Source organism: Microbacterium sp. Root553 (assembly GCF_001426995.1).
GTDB lineage: Bacteria > Actinomycetota > Actinomycetes > Actinomycetales > Microbacteriaceae > Microbacterium.
In genome coordinates this window covers 1776545-1793331 of the sequence record NZ_LMFY01000001.1, presented here as the reverse complement: position 1 = coordinate 1793331, position 16787 = coordinate 1776545, and the positions used below count along the sequence as shown (strand labels likewise).

Below are 16787 nucleotides of genomic sequence, written 5' to 3'. Positions count from 1 at the left end.
GTGGCGTCACGGGCGCGATTCGGCCTCGCGGACCTCATCCTCCACACGCCGGAGCCGCTCGCGCAGGGCGCGCTCGGCATCCCACCCCTCCGACCGGGCGACCGCGACGAGCGCGAGCAGGGCATCACCCAGCTCGGCCTCCGTCGTCGGCACGGACCCCGCCGGCGCTGTGCCCGACCCCGTCGGCGCTGTGCCCGCTCCCGTCGGCGCTGCGACACCTGCACCGGCGACATCCACTCCGACCCCCGCCGCCCTGCCTGCCACCTTCTGGGCGAGGGCGAGAGCCGGCATCCCCCGCGGGATGCCGTCGAGCACGCTGCGTCTCGTGCGCTTCTCGGCCGTCTTCGCGGCATTCCAGTGCACGAGCACCTCGTCGGGCGTGGTCGCCGTCTCACCCGCGAAGACGTGCGGATGCCGCCGCACCATCTTCTCGGTCAGGGTCGCGGCGACATCGTCGATGTCGAAGGGGTCGGTCGGGTCCTGCGCGGCGATCGCCGCGTGGAACAGCACCTGCCAGAGCAGGTCGCCGAGCTCCTCGCGCAGGTCGTCCCTCGTGCCGTTCTCGACGGCGTCGATGACCTCGTGCGACTCCTCGATCAGATACGGGACGAGATCACGGTGGGTGATCCGCTGCGACCACACGCAGCGCTCACGCACCTCGCGCATGGTGTCCGCCGCCGCCCTCAGCCGATCCGAATCCTCGTGCGGGGCCGATTCACGTTCTCCGGACACGGTCACTCCTCGCCTCTGTGCGATGGTCGTCGGTACGAGCGGGCGCGCAGCGACACGATGGCCCCCGACAGCACCAGGGCGAGCAGCGAGCCGACGAGCACGCCGAGGATCGCCTGGTCGCGGACGCCCGCGTCGCTCGCGAAGGCGAGATTGGCGAGCAGCAGCGAGACCGTGAACCCGATGCCGCCCAGGGCTCCGGCCGCCAGGATGTCGCCGAAGGGCAGAGCAGGAGCGGCGCCCCGGGGGCGGATGCGCATCGCGACCCAGCCGAACAGCGAGATGCCCACGATCTTGCCGACGGGAAGGGCCACCACGATGCCCCAGAACGCCGGCGACAGCTCGGAGAGTGCGACGTCGGGGATGACCACGAACGCGGCGACGAAGGCGAAGACCGGCAGGATCACCCCGTTGACCGTGGGTTCGAGGGCATGCCTGGTGCGGGCGGCGGGCACCGGCGACATCACGAGGCCCAGCAGCACGCCCGCGATGGTGGCATGGATGCCGGATGCGGCGACGAGTCCCCACGTCACGACTCCGACCACGACCATCGCGACGGCGATCGCCGTGTGCCCCGTGGCGTGCAACGCGCGGCTGAGGAGCCAGAACGCCGCCACCGCGATCACGGCGAGGACGAGCAGCGGCCACTGGACGTCGTGCGCGAAGAGCACGGCGATGAAGATGATGCCGATGATGTCGTCGAGGATCGCCAGCGCCAGCAGGAACACCCGCACGGTCGACGGCAGGCCCCGCCCGAACATCGCGAGCACGCCGAGGGCGAAGGCGATGTCGGTCGCGGTGGGGATCGGCCATCCGGTCGCGGTCGCCGAGTCGCCGGCGATGAGCAGGTAGACGGCGATCGGCACCAGCACCCCGCCCGCGGCGGCGATCGCCGGCTGCATGGCCTTGCGCGGCGAGTCGAGCTCTCCGTGCGTCAGCTCGTGACGCAGCTCGATGGCGACCACGAGGAAGAACACCGCGAGGAGCCCGTCGGACACCCAGTGCTCGATCGAGAGGTCCAGCGCGGTCCCCGGCACCGCGATGCGGAGATCCAGCACCGCGGCGAGCGCGTCGTGTGCGGGCAGGTTCGCGAGCAGCAGTCCGAGGCCCGCGGCGAGCAGCAGCAGCACGGCGGGGAACTGCTGTCCACGAAGGGGGTTCACGGAGATGCGCATGTCCCCTCCATGGTAGTTCGCCCGGTCTCGCGGATGCCTCGCGGACGCGTCGCGGATGCCTCGCGAACGCGTCGCGCCGTCATGAGTTCCGAGCGGGCCCGCCACCCGGGCTACTCTCGAAGCGTGACCCCCGAACACAGCTTCCCCGAGCCCACCGACACCTCGGCCATCCGCATCATCGGCCGCTTCGAAGCCGGCCGCGGCATCCCCGACGCGATGCGCTCCGACGTCAGGATGCTCGGCGGCCTCCTCGGCCAGGTACTGCGCGAGGCCGGCGGCGACGACCTCTTCGAGGACGTCGAACGTCTGCGCCTCGCGACCATCCAGGCGTACGACGAGGAGACCTCCGACGCGTTCGAGCGCGCCGCCGCGATCGCCGAGTCGTTCACGATCTCCCGCGCCGACGAGGTCGCCAGGGCGTTCACGTGCTACTTCCACCTCGTGAACCTCGCCGAGGAGCACCAGCGTGTGCGCGTCCTGCGCGAGCGGGCGGGCCAGCCCGGTCGTGAGGATGCCGCCGACACCGTCGCGTCCGCCTATGCGCGTCTGAAGACCGAGGTGGGCGACGACGAGGCGCGTCGACGCCTCGAGGGTCTGCGCTTCCACCCGGTGTTCACCGCCCACCCGACCGAGGCGCGGCGCCGGGCCGTGTCGTCGAGCATCCGCCGCCTGTCGGAGCTGCTGACGCAGCACGATGCCGCCAGCGACGACGGTGCCGAGCAGCGCCGCGCCCACCGACGCATGCTCGAGGAGATCGACACGCTGTGGCGCACCGCGCCGCTTCGTGCCGAGAAGCCGTCGCCGACCGACGAGGTCCGCACGGTCATGGGCGTCTTCGACGAGACGCTGTTCACGACGGTTCCCCACGTGTACCGGCGCATCGACGATGCGCTGCGCGGAGACGACTCCGGCGCCAGCGCCCCGATCGTGCCCGCGTTCGTGCGGATCGGCTCCTGGGTCGGCGGCGACCGCGACGGCAACCCGTTCGTCACCGCGTCGGTGACGCGCGAGGCGTCGCAGATCGCCTCGGACCACGTGCTCCGCGGTCTCGAGCGTGCGCTCGAGCGCATCGGCCGCACTCTCACCCTCGATGCCGAGGACACCCCGCCCAGCGCGACCGTCTCGTCGCTGTGGGACGCGTTCGCCGACGCCGAGCCGCGCGTGGCATCGGAGCTCGGCGCCCGCTCCCCCGGCGAGCCGCACCGCCGGATGCTGCTCGCTCTCGCGCACCGGGTCTCCGCGACCCGACGGGGCGAGGAGTCCCGGTACGGCCGCCCCGAGGACCTGCTGGCCGACCTGCGGGCGGTCCAGTCTTCGCTGGCGGATGCCGGAGCGAAGCGCCATGCCTTCGGCGGCGTGCAGCATCTGATCTGGCAGGTGGAGACCTACGGGTTCCATCTCACCGAGCTCGAGGTCCGTCAGCACTCCCAGGTGCACACGAAGGCTCTCGCCGAGCTCGAGGGCGGCGAGGCGATCAGCGCGCAGACCGAGGAGGTGCTCGAGGTCTTCCGGGCGATCGCCGACATCCAGAGCGACCGCGGTCTTCGTGCCGCCGGCCGCTATGTCGTGTCGTTCACGCAGGCGGCCTCCGACCTCGCGAACGTGCACCGTCTCGCGCGGCACGCCCTCGGCGACGACGCCCCCGTGCTCGATGTGGTGCCGCTGTTCGAGACCTTCGCCGACCTGCAGGCAGCGCCCGGCATCCTCGCCGAGGCCGTGACGTTCCCGGAGTTCCAGGCGCGGATGGCCGACACCGGCAACCGTCTCGAGGTCATGCTCGGATACTCCGACTCGTCGAAGGACGTCGGCCCAGTCGCCGCCAACCTCGCGCTCTACGAGGCACAGGCGAAGATCGCGCTGTGGGCGCAGGAGTCCGGCATCGAGCTGACCCTGTTCCACGGCCGTGGCGGTGCGCTCGGACGCGGCGGCGGACCCGCGAATTCCGCGATCCTCGCCCAGCCGCCGCACTCGGTCGACGGACGCTTCAAGCTCACGGAGCAGGGCGAGGTCATCTTCGCGCGCTACGGCGAGCCGGCGATCGCGATGCGCCACATCGACCAGGTCGCCGCGGCGACCCTGCTCGCCTCCTCACCGTCGGTCGAGCAGCGCACGAGCGACGCCGCGGCGCGGTTCGCGGACATCGCCGCGGTCATGGATCGTTCCTCCCGTGAGCGGTTCTTCTCCCTCGTGAAGGCCGAGGGCTTCGCGCCCTGGTTCGCGACGGTCACCCCGATGGAGGAGATCGGCCTGCTCGCGCTGGGGTCGCGCCCCGCTCGTCGCGGACTCTCGGTCGAGTCGCTCGAAGACCTGCGCGCCATCCCCTGGGTGTTCGCGTGGACGCAGGCGCGCATCAACCTCGCCGGCTGGTTCGGACTCGGCACCGCCCTCGCCGCCGTCGGCGATGAGGCCCGTCTCACCGAGGCCTACCGCGACTGGCCGCTGCTGCACACGATGATCGACAACGTGGCCATGAGCCTCGCGAAGACCGACGAGCGGATCGCCCGTCAATATCTCGCGCTCGGCGACCGTGACGACCTCGCCCAGCTCGTGCTCGACGAGATGACGCTGACCCGCGAGTGGGTCGTCCGGCTCACCGGTGGCGTCGGACTCCTCGAGAACAAGCCGATCCTGCAGCGCGCCGTGCAGCTGCGCACGCCGTACGTCGATGCCCTGTCGCTCCTGCAGCTGCGGGCGCTGCGGGCGCTGCGCGATCCCGACGCCGCGTCGGGCTCGGGAGCGGACGACGAGCAGAAGCGACTCCTCCTCCTCTCCGTCAGCGGCGTCGCGGCCGGACTCCAGAACACCGGGTGATCCCGGCCCGACGCCCCTCTCACGCGACACGATCGCACGTACGTCCTCCCCCGTCAGAAAGACCTTTCGCGTGACCTCTTCGTCTTCCCCTGCCTTCCACCCGCTCGCCGATTCCGTGCAGCCCGTCTTCGACACCGTGCTCGCCCGCAGCCCGCACGAGCCCGAGTTCCAGCAGGCCGTGCACGAGGTGCTCGGCTCGATCGCCCCGGTGCTGGCGACCCACCCCGAGTACATCGACGGCGGCATCCTCGAGCGGCTGGTCGAGCCGGAGCGTCAGATCCTGTTCCGGGTGCCGTGGGTCGACGACGCCGGCCGCCTGCGGGTCAACCGCGGCTACCGCATCCAGTTCTCCTCGGTGCTGGGTCCGTACAAGGGCGGACTCCGCTTCCACCCGTCCGTCAACCTGTCGATCATCAAGTTCCTCGGGTTCGAGCAGATCTTCAAGAACGCGCTGACCGGTCAGGGCATCGGCGGCGGCAAGGGCGGATCGGACTTCGACCCGCACGGCCGCTCGGACGCGGAGATCATGCGCTTCTGCCAGTCGTTCATGAACGAGCTCTACCGCCACCTCGGCGAGCACACGGACGTGCCGGCGGGCGACATCGGCGTGGGCGGACGCGAGATCGGCTACCTGTTCGGCCAGTACCGCAAGATCACCAACCGTCATGAGTCGGGGATGTTCACCGGCAAGGGCACCGGCTGGGGCGGCGCCGAGGTGCGCACCGAGGCCACCGGCTACGGCGCGGTGTTCTTCGCGCAGGAGATGCTGGGGGTGCACGGGGATTCGCTCGACGGCAAGCGCGTCGGCGTCTCCGGGTCGGGCAACGTCGCCATCTACGCGATCCAGAAGGCGGCGCAGCTGGGAGCCGTGCCGGTGACGGCATCCGACTCCTCCGGCTACGTCGTCGACGATGCGGGCATCGACGTCGATCTGCTCCGCCAGATCAAGGAGGTCGAACGCGCGCGCATCGTGGAGTACGCCGCCCGGCGTCCGGGTGCCCGGTTCGTCGAGGGCGGCAGCGTCTGGGAGGTGCCTGTGGACATCGCGGTGCCCTCGGCGACGCAGAACGAGCTCGATCTCGACCACGCCCGCGCGCTGATCGGCAACGGCGTACGCGCGGTCTCCGAAGGCGCGAACATGCCGTGTCTGCCCGCCGCGATCGACGCCTTCCAGAGCGCCGGGGTGCTCTTCGCTCCCGGCAAGGCCGCGAACGCGGGCGGTGTGGCGACCTCCGCGCTCGAGATGAGCCAGAACGCGTCCCGGCAGCGCTGGAGCTTCGACGCCAGCGAGAACAAGCTGCGCGAGATCATGTCCGACATCCACGCCGCCGCGTTCGATGCCGCCGAGCGCCACGACGTCCCCGGCGACTACGTGGCCGGAGCCAACATCGCCGGCTTCGAACGCGTCGCCGGAGCGATGCTCGCGCAGGGCGTCATCTGATCCCGCGCCGGTCCTCCTCCGACACGGGTCGGAGGAGGACCGGACTCAGCGCTCGTCGACGGGCACTCAGCGCTCGTCGACAGGCACTCAGCGCCCGTCGACAGGCACCTTCACGACCTTGTTGTACCCGGTGACCGCCTGGTTCTCATCGAACGCGACGACCTTCCTGCGGAAGCCGCGCGTGATCACGAGCAGGTAGATGAACCCGAGGGCCGTCCAGATCAGTCCGCCGATCAGGGCGTCCTGGTGCAGATTGACCCACAGCAGACCGGTGAGCAGCATGCCGATCGCGGGCATCACGATGTAGTTGACGATGTCGGCCGGGGTCTTGCGACGACCCTTGCGGATCGCGAACCACGCGATCACCGAGATGTTCACGAACGTGAAGGCGATCAGGGCGCCGTAGTTGATCCAGGCGGCGATCAGCTCGAGCGTGAAGGGGATCGCCAGAAGCGAGATCGCCCCCACGAGCACGATGTTGAAGGTCGGCGTGTGCGTGCGGGGGTTGATGTAGCCGAACGCCCGCTGTGGCAGCACGTTGTTGCGTCCCATGACCAGCAGCATGCGCGACACCGAGGCGTGCGAGGCGAGCCCCGAGGCGAGGGTCGCGCAGAAGCCGGCGGCCGTCAGCACCGCCATCAGCACGTTGCCGCCCACCAGCTGCCCGATGATCGGCAGCGTCGAGTCCTCGACGAACTGCATGTCGCCACCGGGGGCGAACTCGTTCCAGTCCGGGAAGCGCAGCTGCGAGACGTACGAGGCGACGAGGAAGATGCCGCCGCCGATGATCACCGTCAGCAGGATCGCCTTGGGCATGATCTTCGGGTCCTTCGCCTCCTCGGCGTACATCGTCACCGCGTCGAACCCGATGAAGGAGAAGCAGACGATGGTGGCGCCCATCAGCACCGCTCCCATGGTCACGTCGTCGTGCAGGAACGCGCCGACCGAGAGGATCGTGGCCGCTCCCTCGCCCCGCATCAGCTGCGCGACGACGAGGACGACGAAGACGATCATCACGATGATCGAGAAGACCAGCAGGATCATGTTCAGGTTCGAGGTGCCGCGCATGGTCATGTAGATGATGCTGGTGACGAGGATGCAGTACAGCACGACCCAGATCCAGGCGGGGACGTCGGGGAACATCGCCTCGAGATAGCTCTTGATGATGAGGCAGTTCACCATCGGCAGCAGCACGTAGTCGATCAGCGACGTCCACCCGACCATGAAACCGAGGTTCGGGTGGATCGATTCCCGCACGTACGTGTACGCGGAACCCGCGCTCGGGATCGCACTGGCGATCTTGCCGTAGCTGATGGCCGTGAACACCATCACGACGAGAGCGACCAGGTACGCCGCCGGGACGACGTTCTGGGTGTCGCGTGCCACCATGCCGAACGTGTCGAACACGACGGTGGGTGTCATGTATCCCAGCCCGAGTCCGACGATGGCCCACAGGCCGAGATTGCGTCGGAGGGCTCCCCCGCCCTGCGCGAGCGGCTTGGTCTTCGCGGCCATGTGTACTCCTTCAGGGACGGCGCAGAGGCCGGACTTCGGGTCGTCCGACGTTGAGCATCAGTATGGACCCGGGAGTTTCCTCAGCGGAAGAGGAGATCTGATTCGAAATACGCATTTAACATGACGATTGTGCGCGATATTCGAAGACGCTCGGCGGTCACCATCCCTCGCTGAGCACACGGTCGAGCATGGCGACGGCATGGTCTGCACTCTCCGCGGTCAGGCACAGCGGAGGCTTGATCTTCAGCACGTTCGACCGCTCGGAGGTCGTCAGGACGATCACGCCGAGTTCGCGCATCCGCTCGCAGATCGCTGCCGCCTCGGCGGCGGCCGGCTCGAGGGTCTCCCGGTCGCGCACGAGCTCGACGCCGAGATACAGGCCGACGCCGTGCACGGGGCCGACCAGCGGATGCCGGTGCGCCAGCCCCCGCAGCGCCTCGGCGAGCCGGGAGCCGACCTCGTGCGCGTTGCGCTGGAGGTCATCCTCCACCATCGCGTCGAGCACGGCGAGGCCGACCCGGCAGCTCAGCGTGCTGCCGCCCCCGGATGAGAAGAACTGTCCCTGGTCGCTCAGCGCATCGGCGATCCGCTTCGACGTGATCACACCGCCGATCGGGAACCCGTTGCCCATCGGCTTCGCGATCGTCACGATGTCGGGGACGACGCCGGACTGCTCGAAACCCCAGAAACTGGTGCCCATGCGCCCGAAGCCCACCTGCACCTCGTCGGCGATGCAGAGCCCGCCGCGGTCGCGGATCAGCGCGTAGGCCCCGCGCAGGTACCCGTCCGGCAGCACGACGCCGCCGGCGTTGCCCAGCACGGATTCGCAGAGGAAAGCCGCGGGGTCCCGGCCGTCGGCGGAGAGGCGGTCGAGGTCTGCGGCGAGATCCGCGAGATAGCGATCGGCGGTGTCCTCGCCGCGATACGTCCCGCGGAAGCGGTTCGGCACGTCCGCGACGTGCACCCAGTCCGGCCGGGTCGACAGTGCGTCCGGGTTGTCGTAGGCGCTGGTCGTCACGGCATCGGTCGCCATCGTCCAGCCGTGATAGGCCTCGCGCAGCGCGACGACCGTACGGCGCCCGGACGCCGCCTGCGCGAGCCGGATGCCGAGGTCCACCGCCTCCGACCCGCTGTTCACCAGCAGCACGGTGTCGAGGCCGCTTCCCTGCGGCATCAGCGCGAGGAGGCGCTCGCTGTACTCGGCGAGATCGCGGAACAGGAATCGGGAGTTCGTCGCGAGCCGCCGCAGCTGGCGAGCGGCCGCATCGGCGACCGCGGGATGGCCGTGACCGAGACCCGCGACGTTGTTCACCATGTCGATGTGGCTGCGGCCGGTGGTGTCGACGAGGTGGTGACGCCACCCCCGCTCGATCTGCGGGGGCCGCTCGTAGTAGCGCTCCTGCGCCTCGGCGAAGATGCGTTCGCGTCGCCGCAGCTCTTCGTCGGCCTCATCGCGCTGCGCGTGCGAGGGCAGCCCGAGCAGCGGGGCGGGGTCGGCGGTGAACCGGCGCCACGCCGCGACGCGCTCCGGAGCGACCCGTCGTGCCGCCGCGGGGTCGGACGGCTGCGGCGGAGCATCCCTCCGCCGCACGCCCACGGTGATCACCCTGTTCTCGAACGAGGCGGCGAGCCGACCGATGCTCTCCCCGGCCTCGACCCCGCCCGTGCGCGACGACTCGAGGTGAGCGCCGCGGAGCTCGATCTCCCAGTCGTCGTCCACGGCCAGCGAAAGGCCCTCGTCGGACGTGCGCAGGTCACCCGAGATCGGGGCCAGCAGTCGCACCGAGGGGCCCGGGGCGACGTGCAGCTCCGTCTCGGTCGGCCAGGTCGCCGCGGTGTCCGCGCTGTCCACCGCCGTGCGCGTGAGTCGGTACACCCCGTAGGGCATCACGGCGACGCGCGCACCGCGCGAGTGCGCGTCGCCGATCAGCCGCTCCTCCGCATCCGGAGACTGCCAGAGGCCCGCCGCGAGCTCGTCGGACTCGACACCGGGGTCGATCACGACCACTCTGCCGTCGATGTCGGGAAGCAGCATCGACAGCTCGGGAGCGGGGTGCGCGGGCAGATCGGGACCGGCGGCACCGAATCCCACCGCGTCCCGCACGATCTCCGTCGCCTCGACGAGAGGAACGGAGGTCGCCGCATCGAAGATCGCCTGCTCCCCCGCGATGCGCTCGCGCGCATAGTCATTGTCGCCGTCGATCTCGAGCTGTCTCCATCCGCTGGCGACGAGCAGCGCGGACCGCAGCACGACGAGCGGCCAGAGCGCGAGGGCCTCCTCGCCGCTGAGCGGGGCATCGGCGTGGAAGGCGGTGATCGTCTCGAGCGTGCGCAGCGGTCGCTCGGGCTCGTGGTGCAGCATCGAGGAGACGCACACCGCCAGTTCGGCCACCCGCCATCCGAGACCGAGGTCGCCCAGATCGAGCACGACGTGCGGATGCAGGCGCGAGTCGTCGCCGCGGCGCCCGGTGACGTTGTCATCGGTGAGGTCGCCGTGGATCGGCTGCACCGGCAGGCGAGCGGAGACGTGCTCCAGGGCCGCCGTCGCCTCCTCGGCCGCCGTGACCACCGCGGTGCGGAGCGCGGCATCCGAGATCGACGGCGCGAGCCGTCGCACCTGCTCCGCGGCGACGCGCATGTCCCACATCTGCGCGCGGTCGAGGCCGGGATGGTCCAGGGCGGCGAGCGCGGTGACGGATGCCGCCGCGAGCGTGCCGAACTCGGCGAGCACGACAGGCGCGAGATATCCCGCGTCGACGAGCGCCTCTCCGTCGGCGAACTCGCTCCGCCGGACCGCGAAGCCGCGCCAGCGCTGAGTGAGCGCGCCGTCGAGGCCCGGGAGCACGGCGGGGACGGCGACGCCGGCCGCCCGATAGGCGTCGAGCGCCGCGTGCTGGGCGTCACGCGTCTCATCGCCGAACACGGGGTTGTCCACGCGCAGCACACTGCGTGCACCGTCGGGTTCGACGAGGACGAAGTTGCGGTCCTGGTTGCTGCCGAGCTCGGTGGCCGCGGCGGCGATGCCGTAGCACTCCCGGGCGATCAGCGCCGCGTCGGCCGCGGTGACATCGGGTCGGACGAGCCCCGTCTCCTCGCTCACCCGAGGCCCGCCGCACGTCCGTCGCCATCGAGGCGCACGTCGCCGGCATGTCGCACGTCGCCGTCGAGGCGCACGTCGTCGTCGAGGCGCATGTCGTCGGCATGTCGCGCCAGCGAGCTGCCGTAGCGCTCGGTCAGCTGCACCATGAGGTCGGGGGTGTCCCGGTCGACGCCGAACACGTGCCCGGGGAAGTCGAGCTCGGGCTGGGCGGCCGAGATCGCCTCGTCCTGGTCGGGCGAGAGCAGCTGCACCGGATCGCCGACGGCGACCCACCCGATCGGCACGACGGTTCCGGCGGGCAGCACCGCGCGCCGATGCACGATCGCGTTCACCCGCACCTCGCAGCGGTCGCCGACGAGGGCGCCGTTGAAGATGCGGGCTCCTGATGCGAAGAAGACCTGCTCGCCGACCGTCGCGCCCGCGATGCTCGCCAGGGTGCCGATCAGCGTATGGGGCCCGATGTGCACGGCGTTCGCGGCGGTGGCGCGGATCAGCGCGTTCTCCATTACGATGACGTGCGCCCCGATGGAGATCGGACCGCCCTCGGCGGTGATCACGGCGCCGTGCAGCACCTGGCATCCCGGGCCGATCGTGACGTCGCCGGAGATCACGGCGGTGGGAGCGATGACGGCGGAGTCATGGATCCGGGGCCGAGCCCCGAGGTGCTCGTACAACATGACGCCAGCGTAGTGCGACGGCGTGCACCGCGAGAAGGCCGGGGCAGGAGGTGCCCGGGATCGCTGCTGCTACGCTGACGCCCATGCAATGCCGGTGACTCGATCCTCTCCCTGCCGCCGGGCCGCATTCACGCGCGCCCCGGCACCACGATCGAAAGGCACGCCCATGCACGCACACCCTCTCCCCCTCGCCGGACGCACGGCGCTCGTCACCGGCGTCTCGCGCCGTCGCGGCATCGGATTCGCGACCGCTCGCACTCTCACAGCCCTCGGCGCCAGCGTCTTCCTGCACCACTACCGCCCGCACGACCTCGATCACCCCTGGGGCGGCGACGATCTGGATGCGGTGCGCGACGGCATCCGGGAGTCCCTCGCACCCGGTGCGGCGATGGGCGACCTGCATGCCGACCTGCGCGACGCCGACGCCGTCGAGTCGCTCCTGGATGCGGCCTGCAGTCTGACCGGTCGGCTCGACATCGTCGTCTGCAATCAGGCGCGCAGCGGCGGCGACGGCTCGATCTTCGACATGACGGCCGAGCACCTCGATGCGCACTGGCAGGCCAACGCCCGCGCCAGCCTGCTGCTGACGGCGGGTTTCGCGCGGCGGAAGCGGACCGAGCTGGGCCGCCCGGCGACGGTCGATGCCCGCCCCGGCGACCGGATCGACGCGCTCGGCCCGTTCGCGAACCCCACCGGACACGTGATCTGGATGACCTCGGGCCAGGGGCACGGCGCGATGCGCGGAGAGATCGCCTATGCGACCAGCAAGGCCGCCCTCGCGGGGATCACCCGGTCGACGGCCGCCGAGCTGCTCGACGTCGGGATCGTCCTGAACACCGTCAACCCCGGTCCGGTGAACACCGGGTACCTCGACGAGGACACCACCGACCGCGACCTGACCGGGGTCGCCGACTGGATCGCGGGCACCCCGTTCGGCCGGGTCGGGCGCCCCGACGACCCCGCGCAGCTGATCGGGTGGCTCTGCACCGATGCCGGCTCGTGGGTCGTCGGACAGGTGCTCACGTCGGACGGCGGCTTCTCGCTCTGACGCCTCGGGCCCTCACGAGGGCCTCGTCCGCCCCTCACGAGACCGGGACGGGCTCCGGGGCGGGCTCGGGGGCGGGCTCGGGGAAGATCGCCGTGAGAAGCTGCCCGACCCAGTCGAGGAGCTCGGCATCCTGCAGCGGCTCGAGTCCGACGCCGACCGCGGCGGGCACGGTGGGCATCGGCACGACCAGCGCTTCGCCGCCCGAGACCAGCTTGGCCTTGGGGTACAGGCGCCGCAGACGCATCTGGATCGAATCCTCGAGCCGGGCCGGGGCGATGCGCAGGTTCGACCCCATCACCACGACGTCGGCGAGTCCCGCGCGTGCGGCTCGCCGGCGCAGTCGGGCGACCGCGATGAGTCCCTCGACCTCGGCGGGCGGGGCGCCGTAGCGGTCGGTGAGCTCGTCGATCACGAGGTCGATGGCGTCGTCCTTCGCGGTGGCCGCCGACGCCGCCGACAGCTTCTGATACGCCTCGAGGCGCAGCCGCTCGCTGTCGATGTAGTACTCGGGGATGCGCGCATCCAGGGGGAGCTCGAGCCGCAGCTCCTGACCCGACTCGACGTCCTCGCCGCGGAAGGTCGCGACGGCCTCACCGATCATGCGCAGGTAGAGGTCGAAGCCGACCCCGGCGATGTGACCGGCCTGCTCGCCGCCGAGCAGATTTCCCGCTCCGCGCAGCTCGAGGTCCTTGAGTGCCACCTGCATGCCGGAGCCGAGATCGTTGTTCACCGCGATGGTCTGCAGACGATCCGCGGCGGTCTCGCTGAGCGGCTTCATCTCGTCGTACAGGAAGTAGGCGTATGCCCGCTCACGACCGCGACCGACGCGTCCGCGCAGCTGGTGCAGCTGGCTCAGGCCGTACTTGTCGGCGCGATCGATGATGATGGTGTTCGCGTTCGAGATGTCGAGACCGGTCTCGATGATCGTCGTCGAGACCAGCACGTCGAACTTGCGCTCGTAGTAGTCGTCGACGACCTGCTCGAGCGCGTGCTCGCCCATCTGACCGTGAGCGACCGCGATGCGCGCCTCCGGCACGAGCTCGGCGAGCTGCGCGGCGACGCGCTGGATCGACTGCACGCGGTTGTGCACGAAGAACACCTGCCCCTCGCGGAGGATCTCGCGACGGATCGCCGCGGTGATCTGCTTGTCGCTGCGGGGCCCGACGAACGAGAGGATCGGATGCCGGTCCTCCGGTGGCGTCGCGAGCGTCGACATCTCGCGGATGCCGGTCACCGCCATCTCGAGCGTGCGCGGGATGGGGGTCGCGCTCATGGCGAGGATGTCGACGTTCGTCTTCATCTTCTTGAGCGTGTCCTTGTGCTCGACGCCGAAGCGCTGCTCCTCGTCGATGATCATCAGGCCGAGGTCCTTGAACATGACCTGATCGGTGAGGATGCGGTGCGTGCCGATCACCATGTCGACCGTGCCGTCGAGCAGGCCGTCGAGGGTCAGCCGCGCCTCCTTGTCGGTCTGGAACCGCGACAGCGGACGCACCTTCACCGGGAACCCTGCGAAGCGCTCGGTGAACGTCTCGAGGTGCTGCTTCACCAGGAGTGTCGTCGGCACGAGCATCGCGACCTGCTTGCCGTCCTGGATCGCCTTGAACGCCGCTCGCACCGCGACCTCGGTCTTGCCGAAGCCGACGTCGCCGGAGAGCAGGCGGTCCATCGGGATCGGGCGCTCCATATCGGCCTTGATCTCATCGATCGTCTGCAGCTGATCCGGGGTCTCGGCGAACGGGAACGCCTCTTCGAGTTCGCGCTGCCAGGGGGTGTCCGGGCCGAACGCGTACCCCTTCGCACTCATGCGGGCCGAGTAGAGCTTGACCAGCTCGACGGCGATGTCGCGCACCGCCTTGCGGGCCTTGCCCTTGGCCTGCGACCAGTCGCTGCCGCCCATCTTGGACAGTGTCGGCCCCTCGCCGCCCACGTACTTCGAGAGCGAATCGAGCTGATCGGTCGGCACGAAGAGCTTGTCGCCCGGGTAGCCGCGCTTCGAGGGGGCGTACTCCAGCACGAGGTAGTCGCGCACCGACTTGGTCGCGTTGCGGCCCCCGGTGGAGACCTCGCGCTGGGTCATCTCGACGAAACGGCCGATGCCGTGCGTGTTGTGGACGACGTAGTCGCCCTGCGTGAGCTGCAGCGGGTCGACGACGTTCTTGCGCCGCGACGCGAGCTTCTTGACGACGCGCTGGTCGCCGCCGATCGTGCGTCCGTAGAACTCGTTGTCGGTGAGGACGGCGAGCTTCGCCTCAGCGATCTGGAAGCCGGCCTCGACAGATCCGCAGACGAGGGTCGCGACGCCGCCATCGGGGGCCGCGATCAGCTCCGTCACGACGCGGGCCGCGACGCCGCGGTCGGACAGCACGTCACGCGCACGATCGACCAGACCCGTCCCTGTCGCGATGACGACGACGCGCCATCCCTCCGCGACCTTGGCGTCGACGAACGAGATCGCGCCGTCGACGTTGCCGTGGAACGAGGGGATCACCGTCGCGTCGATCGTCTCGGCGTCTTCGCCGCCCATCGCGAACGGGCTCAGCCGCCACCACACGCCACCGCGGTCGCGGACGACCTCGCGCAGCCGCGCGATGGTGAGGAAGTCCCCGGCGCCGAGGTCGATGGGCGCCGAGGCGCCGGAGGTGGCCGCGCTCCACGCCGCGTCGAGGAACTCGCGGTTGGTCTCACCGAGCGTGATCGCCCTGGCGCTGGAACGCTCGGGGTCGACGACGGCCGTCGCGCTGCCCTCGGGCAGATACTCGGCGAGCGACTTGAGCGGCCCCGAGACGGCGGGCAGCAGCGACTCCATCCCCTCGACGGGGATGCCCTCGGACATCTTCTCGAGCATGCCGGCGATCGCGGGGAACCCGGCGATCAGCGCGCGGGCGCGATCGCGCACGTCGGGGGTCAGCAGCAGCTCGCGGCTCGGCGGGAGGTCGACGGCCTCGATCGCCCCGGGGAGGGAGCGCTGGTCGGCGACGGAGAACGCTCGGATCTGATCGATCTCGTCGCCGAAGAACTCGATGCGGAACGGGTGCTCGGAGATCGCGGGGAAGACGTCGAGGATGCCGCCGCGCACCGCGAACTCGCCACGTCGCGAGACCATGTCGACGCGGGAGTAGGCGCGCTCGACCAGCTGCTCGACGACACGCTCGAGCTCATGGCCGCGTCCGCCCGCCCTGAGGTCGAGCGGGGGGATCTCGCCGAGGTTCCCGGCGATCGGCTGCAGCGCCGCGCGCACCGACGCCACGACGATCAGCGGGTGGTCCCCCGACCAGTCGGCGATGCGACGCAGGGTCTGCAGGCGCTGGCCCACGGTGTCGGGGCTGGGGCTGAGTCGCTCGTGCGGCAGCGTCTCCCACGCCGGGAAGGTGACGACCTCGGCATCGGGGATGTACGCGGCGAGCGCCGCGGCGAGGCTCTCGGCCCGTCGCCCCGTCGGCACGACGGTCAGCAGCGCTGCCGGATGCCCCGCGGCACGCCGCCTGTCGAGCAGCCCCGCGAGCGTCGGCGCGTCGAGCCCGTCGACCAGGCCGAGGTCGGCGTCGGTCTGGGCCCACGTCAGGGCATCACGAAAAAGAGAGGCCTCTTCCAAGGCGCGCAGAATCCCCGGCACAGTCACCGGACAAGCCTAGCCGCGGCCACCGACACGGGGTCCGCAGCTCAGGCACTCGCCTCTCCCCTCATAGGATGCACGGATGGAACCGGTCATCCTCACCACGGAACGTCTCGTCCTGCGCACGCCGGACGCGTCCGATGTCGCGGCGATCACGGCAGCGTGCCAGGACCCCGAGATCCCGCGCTGGACGACCGTGCCGAGCCCGTACACGCGGGAGCACGGCGAAGGATATGTCCGTCTGATCGGGGAATGGTGGGCGGACGGCAGTCAGACCATCTGGTGCGCATATCGCGACGGCGAGCTGGTGGCCTCGATCGGGCTGCACCACATCCACGAGCACCACACCGGCGGGGACGCCGAGCTCGGCTACTGGGTCGCGGCCCCGGCGCGCGGCCACGGCTACCTTGTCGAGGCCGCCCGCGCCGTCATCGACTGGGGATTCGAGGAGCTCGGCCTCGCCAGGATCGGGTGGCGCGCCGTCGCCGGCAACATCGCCTCGGCCCGCTCGGCGCGAGCCCTCGGCTTCCGCTACGAGGGCCTGGGGAGGAGCGCTCTCACCAGCGATCGCGGCCGGGACGACGGCTGGTTCGGCGGCCTCCTCGCGACCGACGACCGCGCCCCTGCGGAGTGGCCGATCCTCTAGCATCCGCCTGCCCTGGCCGGGTGTCGGCG

Annotated in this window: 10 protein-coding genes; 4 read left to right on the top strand and 6 right to left on the bottom strand. The window is 70.5% G+C overall.

Annotated features, from left to right (window positions below; genetic code table 11):
* Nucleotides 1-6 precede the first annotated feature (6 nt).
* Both ASD43_RS08255 and nhaA read right to left on the bottom strand, forming a co-directional pair.
* The gene (locus ASD43_RS08255; protein ID WP_200946612.1) at nt 7-666 is read right to left on the bottom strand and encodes a MazG family protein; all 660 of its coding nucleotides are present in this window, start codon (nt 664-666) and stop codon (nt 7-9) included.
* A 68-nt stretch (nt 667-734) separates the two neighbouring features.
* Nucleotides 735-1904, bottom strand: coding sequence for a Na+/H+ antiporter NhaA (nhaA, locus tag ASD43_RS08250; RefSeq protein ID WP_200946579.1), 1170 nt, complete (start codon nt 1902-1904; stop codon nt 735-737).
* 123 nt (nt 1905-2027) lie between these two features.
* Here nhaA and ASD43_RS08245 point away from each other — a divergent pair, with 123 nt between their 5' ends.
* Both ASD43_RS08245 and gdhA read left to right on the top strand, forming a co-directional pair.
* Nucleotides 2028-4715: a phosphoenolpyruvate carboxylase gene (locus ASD43_RS08245; protein ID WP_056415936.1), complete on the top strand. Its 2688-nt coding sequence runs from the start codon at nt 2028-2030 to the stop codon at nt 4713-4715.
* A 70-nt stretch (nt 4716-4785) separates the two neighbouring features.
* Nucleotides 4786-6156 (top strand): NADP-specific glutamate dehydrogenase, encoded by a 1371-nt coding sequence (gdhA, locus tag ASD43_RS08240; RefSeq protein WP_056415932.1) that lies wholly within the window; start codon nt 4786-4788, stop codon nt 6154-6156.
* Nucleotides 6157-6243: 87 nt separating this feature from the next.
* Here the strand turns inward: gdhA and ASD43_RS08235 are convergent, their stop codons facing one another.
* The 3 genes from ASD43_RS08235 to ASD43_RS08225 form a co-directional block, all read right to left on the bottom strand.
* On the bottom strand, nt 6244-7671 hold the full coding sequence (locus tag ASD43_RS08235) for an APC family permease (RefSeq protein ID WP_200946578.1): 1428 nt from the start codon (nt 7669-7671) through the stop codon (nt 6244-6246).
* Nucleotides 7672-7828: 157 nt separating this feature from the next.
* Nucleotides 7829-10771 carry an aminotransferase gene (locus ASD43_RS08230; RefSeq protein WP_056415929.1) on the bottom strand — a complete coding sequence of 981 codons (2943 nt, stop codon included), beginning with the start codon at nt 10769-10771 and terminating at the stop codon, nt 7829-7831.
* Entirely contained in the window at nt 10768-11448 is a 681-nt protein-coding gene (locus ASD43_RS08225; protein WP_235564083.1) for a gamma carbonic anhydrase family protein, read from the bottom strand. The genes ASD43_RS08230 and ASD43_RS08225 overlap by 4 nt, the downstream gene beginning before the upstream one ends.
* Before the next feature lie 166 nt (nt 11449-11614).
* Between ASD43_RS08225 and ASD43_RS08220 the strand changes: the two genes are divergently transcribed.
* Nucleotides 11615-12496, top strand: coding sequence for an SDR family oxidoreductase (locus tag ASD43_RS08220; protein ID WP_056415925.1), 882 nt, complete (start codon nt 11615-11617; stop codon nt 12494-12496).
* A 34-nt stretch (nt 12497-12530) separates the two neighbouring features.
* On the opposite strand, the gene mfd is transcribed toward ASD43_RS08220, so the two are convergent.
* Nucleotides 12531-16118, bottom strand: coding sequence for a transcription-repair coupling factor (gene mfd / locus ASD43_RS08215; RefSeq protein ID WP_056415922.1), 3588 nt, complete (start codon nt 16116-16118; stop codon nt 12531-12533).
* 76 nt (nt 16119-16194) lie between these two features.
* Between mfd and ASD43_RS08210 the strand changes: the two genes are divergently transcribed.
* A complete protein-coding gene (locus ASD43_RS08210) occupies nt 16195-16758 on the top strand; it encodes a GNAT family N-acetyltransferase (protein WP_056415918.1) in 564 nt (187 codons plus the stop codon).
* Nucleotides 16759-16787: the final 29 nt, after the last annotated feature.

Excerpts from the sequence above, each read along its gene's own strand:
- ASD43_RS08255 (WP_200946612.1), bottom strand. The coding sequence starts at position 666 with ATGCGCGAGGTGCGTGAGCGCTGCGTGTGGTCGCAGCGGATCACCCAC.
- nhaA (WP_200946579.1), bottom strand. The coding sequence starts at position 1,904 with ATGCGCATCTCCGTGAACCCCCTTCGTGGACAGCAGTTCCCCGCCGTG.
- ASD43_RS08235 (WP_200946578.1), bottom strand. The coding sequence starts at position 7,671 with ATGGCCGCGAAGACCAAGCCGCTCGCGCAGGGCGGGGGAGCCCTCCGA.
- ASD43_RS08225 (WP_235564083.1), bottom strand. The coding sequence starts at position 11,448 with ATGTTGTACGAGCACCTCGGGGCTCGGCCCCGGATCCATGACTCCGCC.
- ASD43_RS08220 (WP_056415925.1), top strand. The coding sequence starts at position 11,615 with ATGCACGCACACCCTCTCCCCCTCGCCGGACGCACGGCGCTCGTCACC.
- ASD43_RS08210 (WP_056415918.1), top strand. The coding sequence starts at position 16,195 with ATGGAACCGGTCATCCTCACCACGGAACGTCTCGTCCTGCGCACGCCG.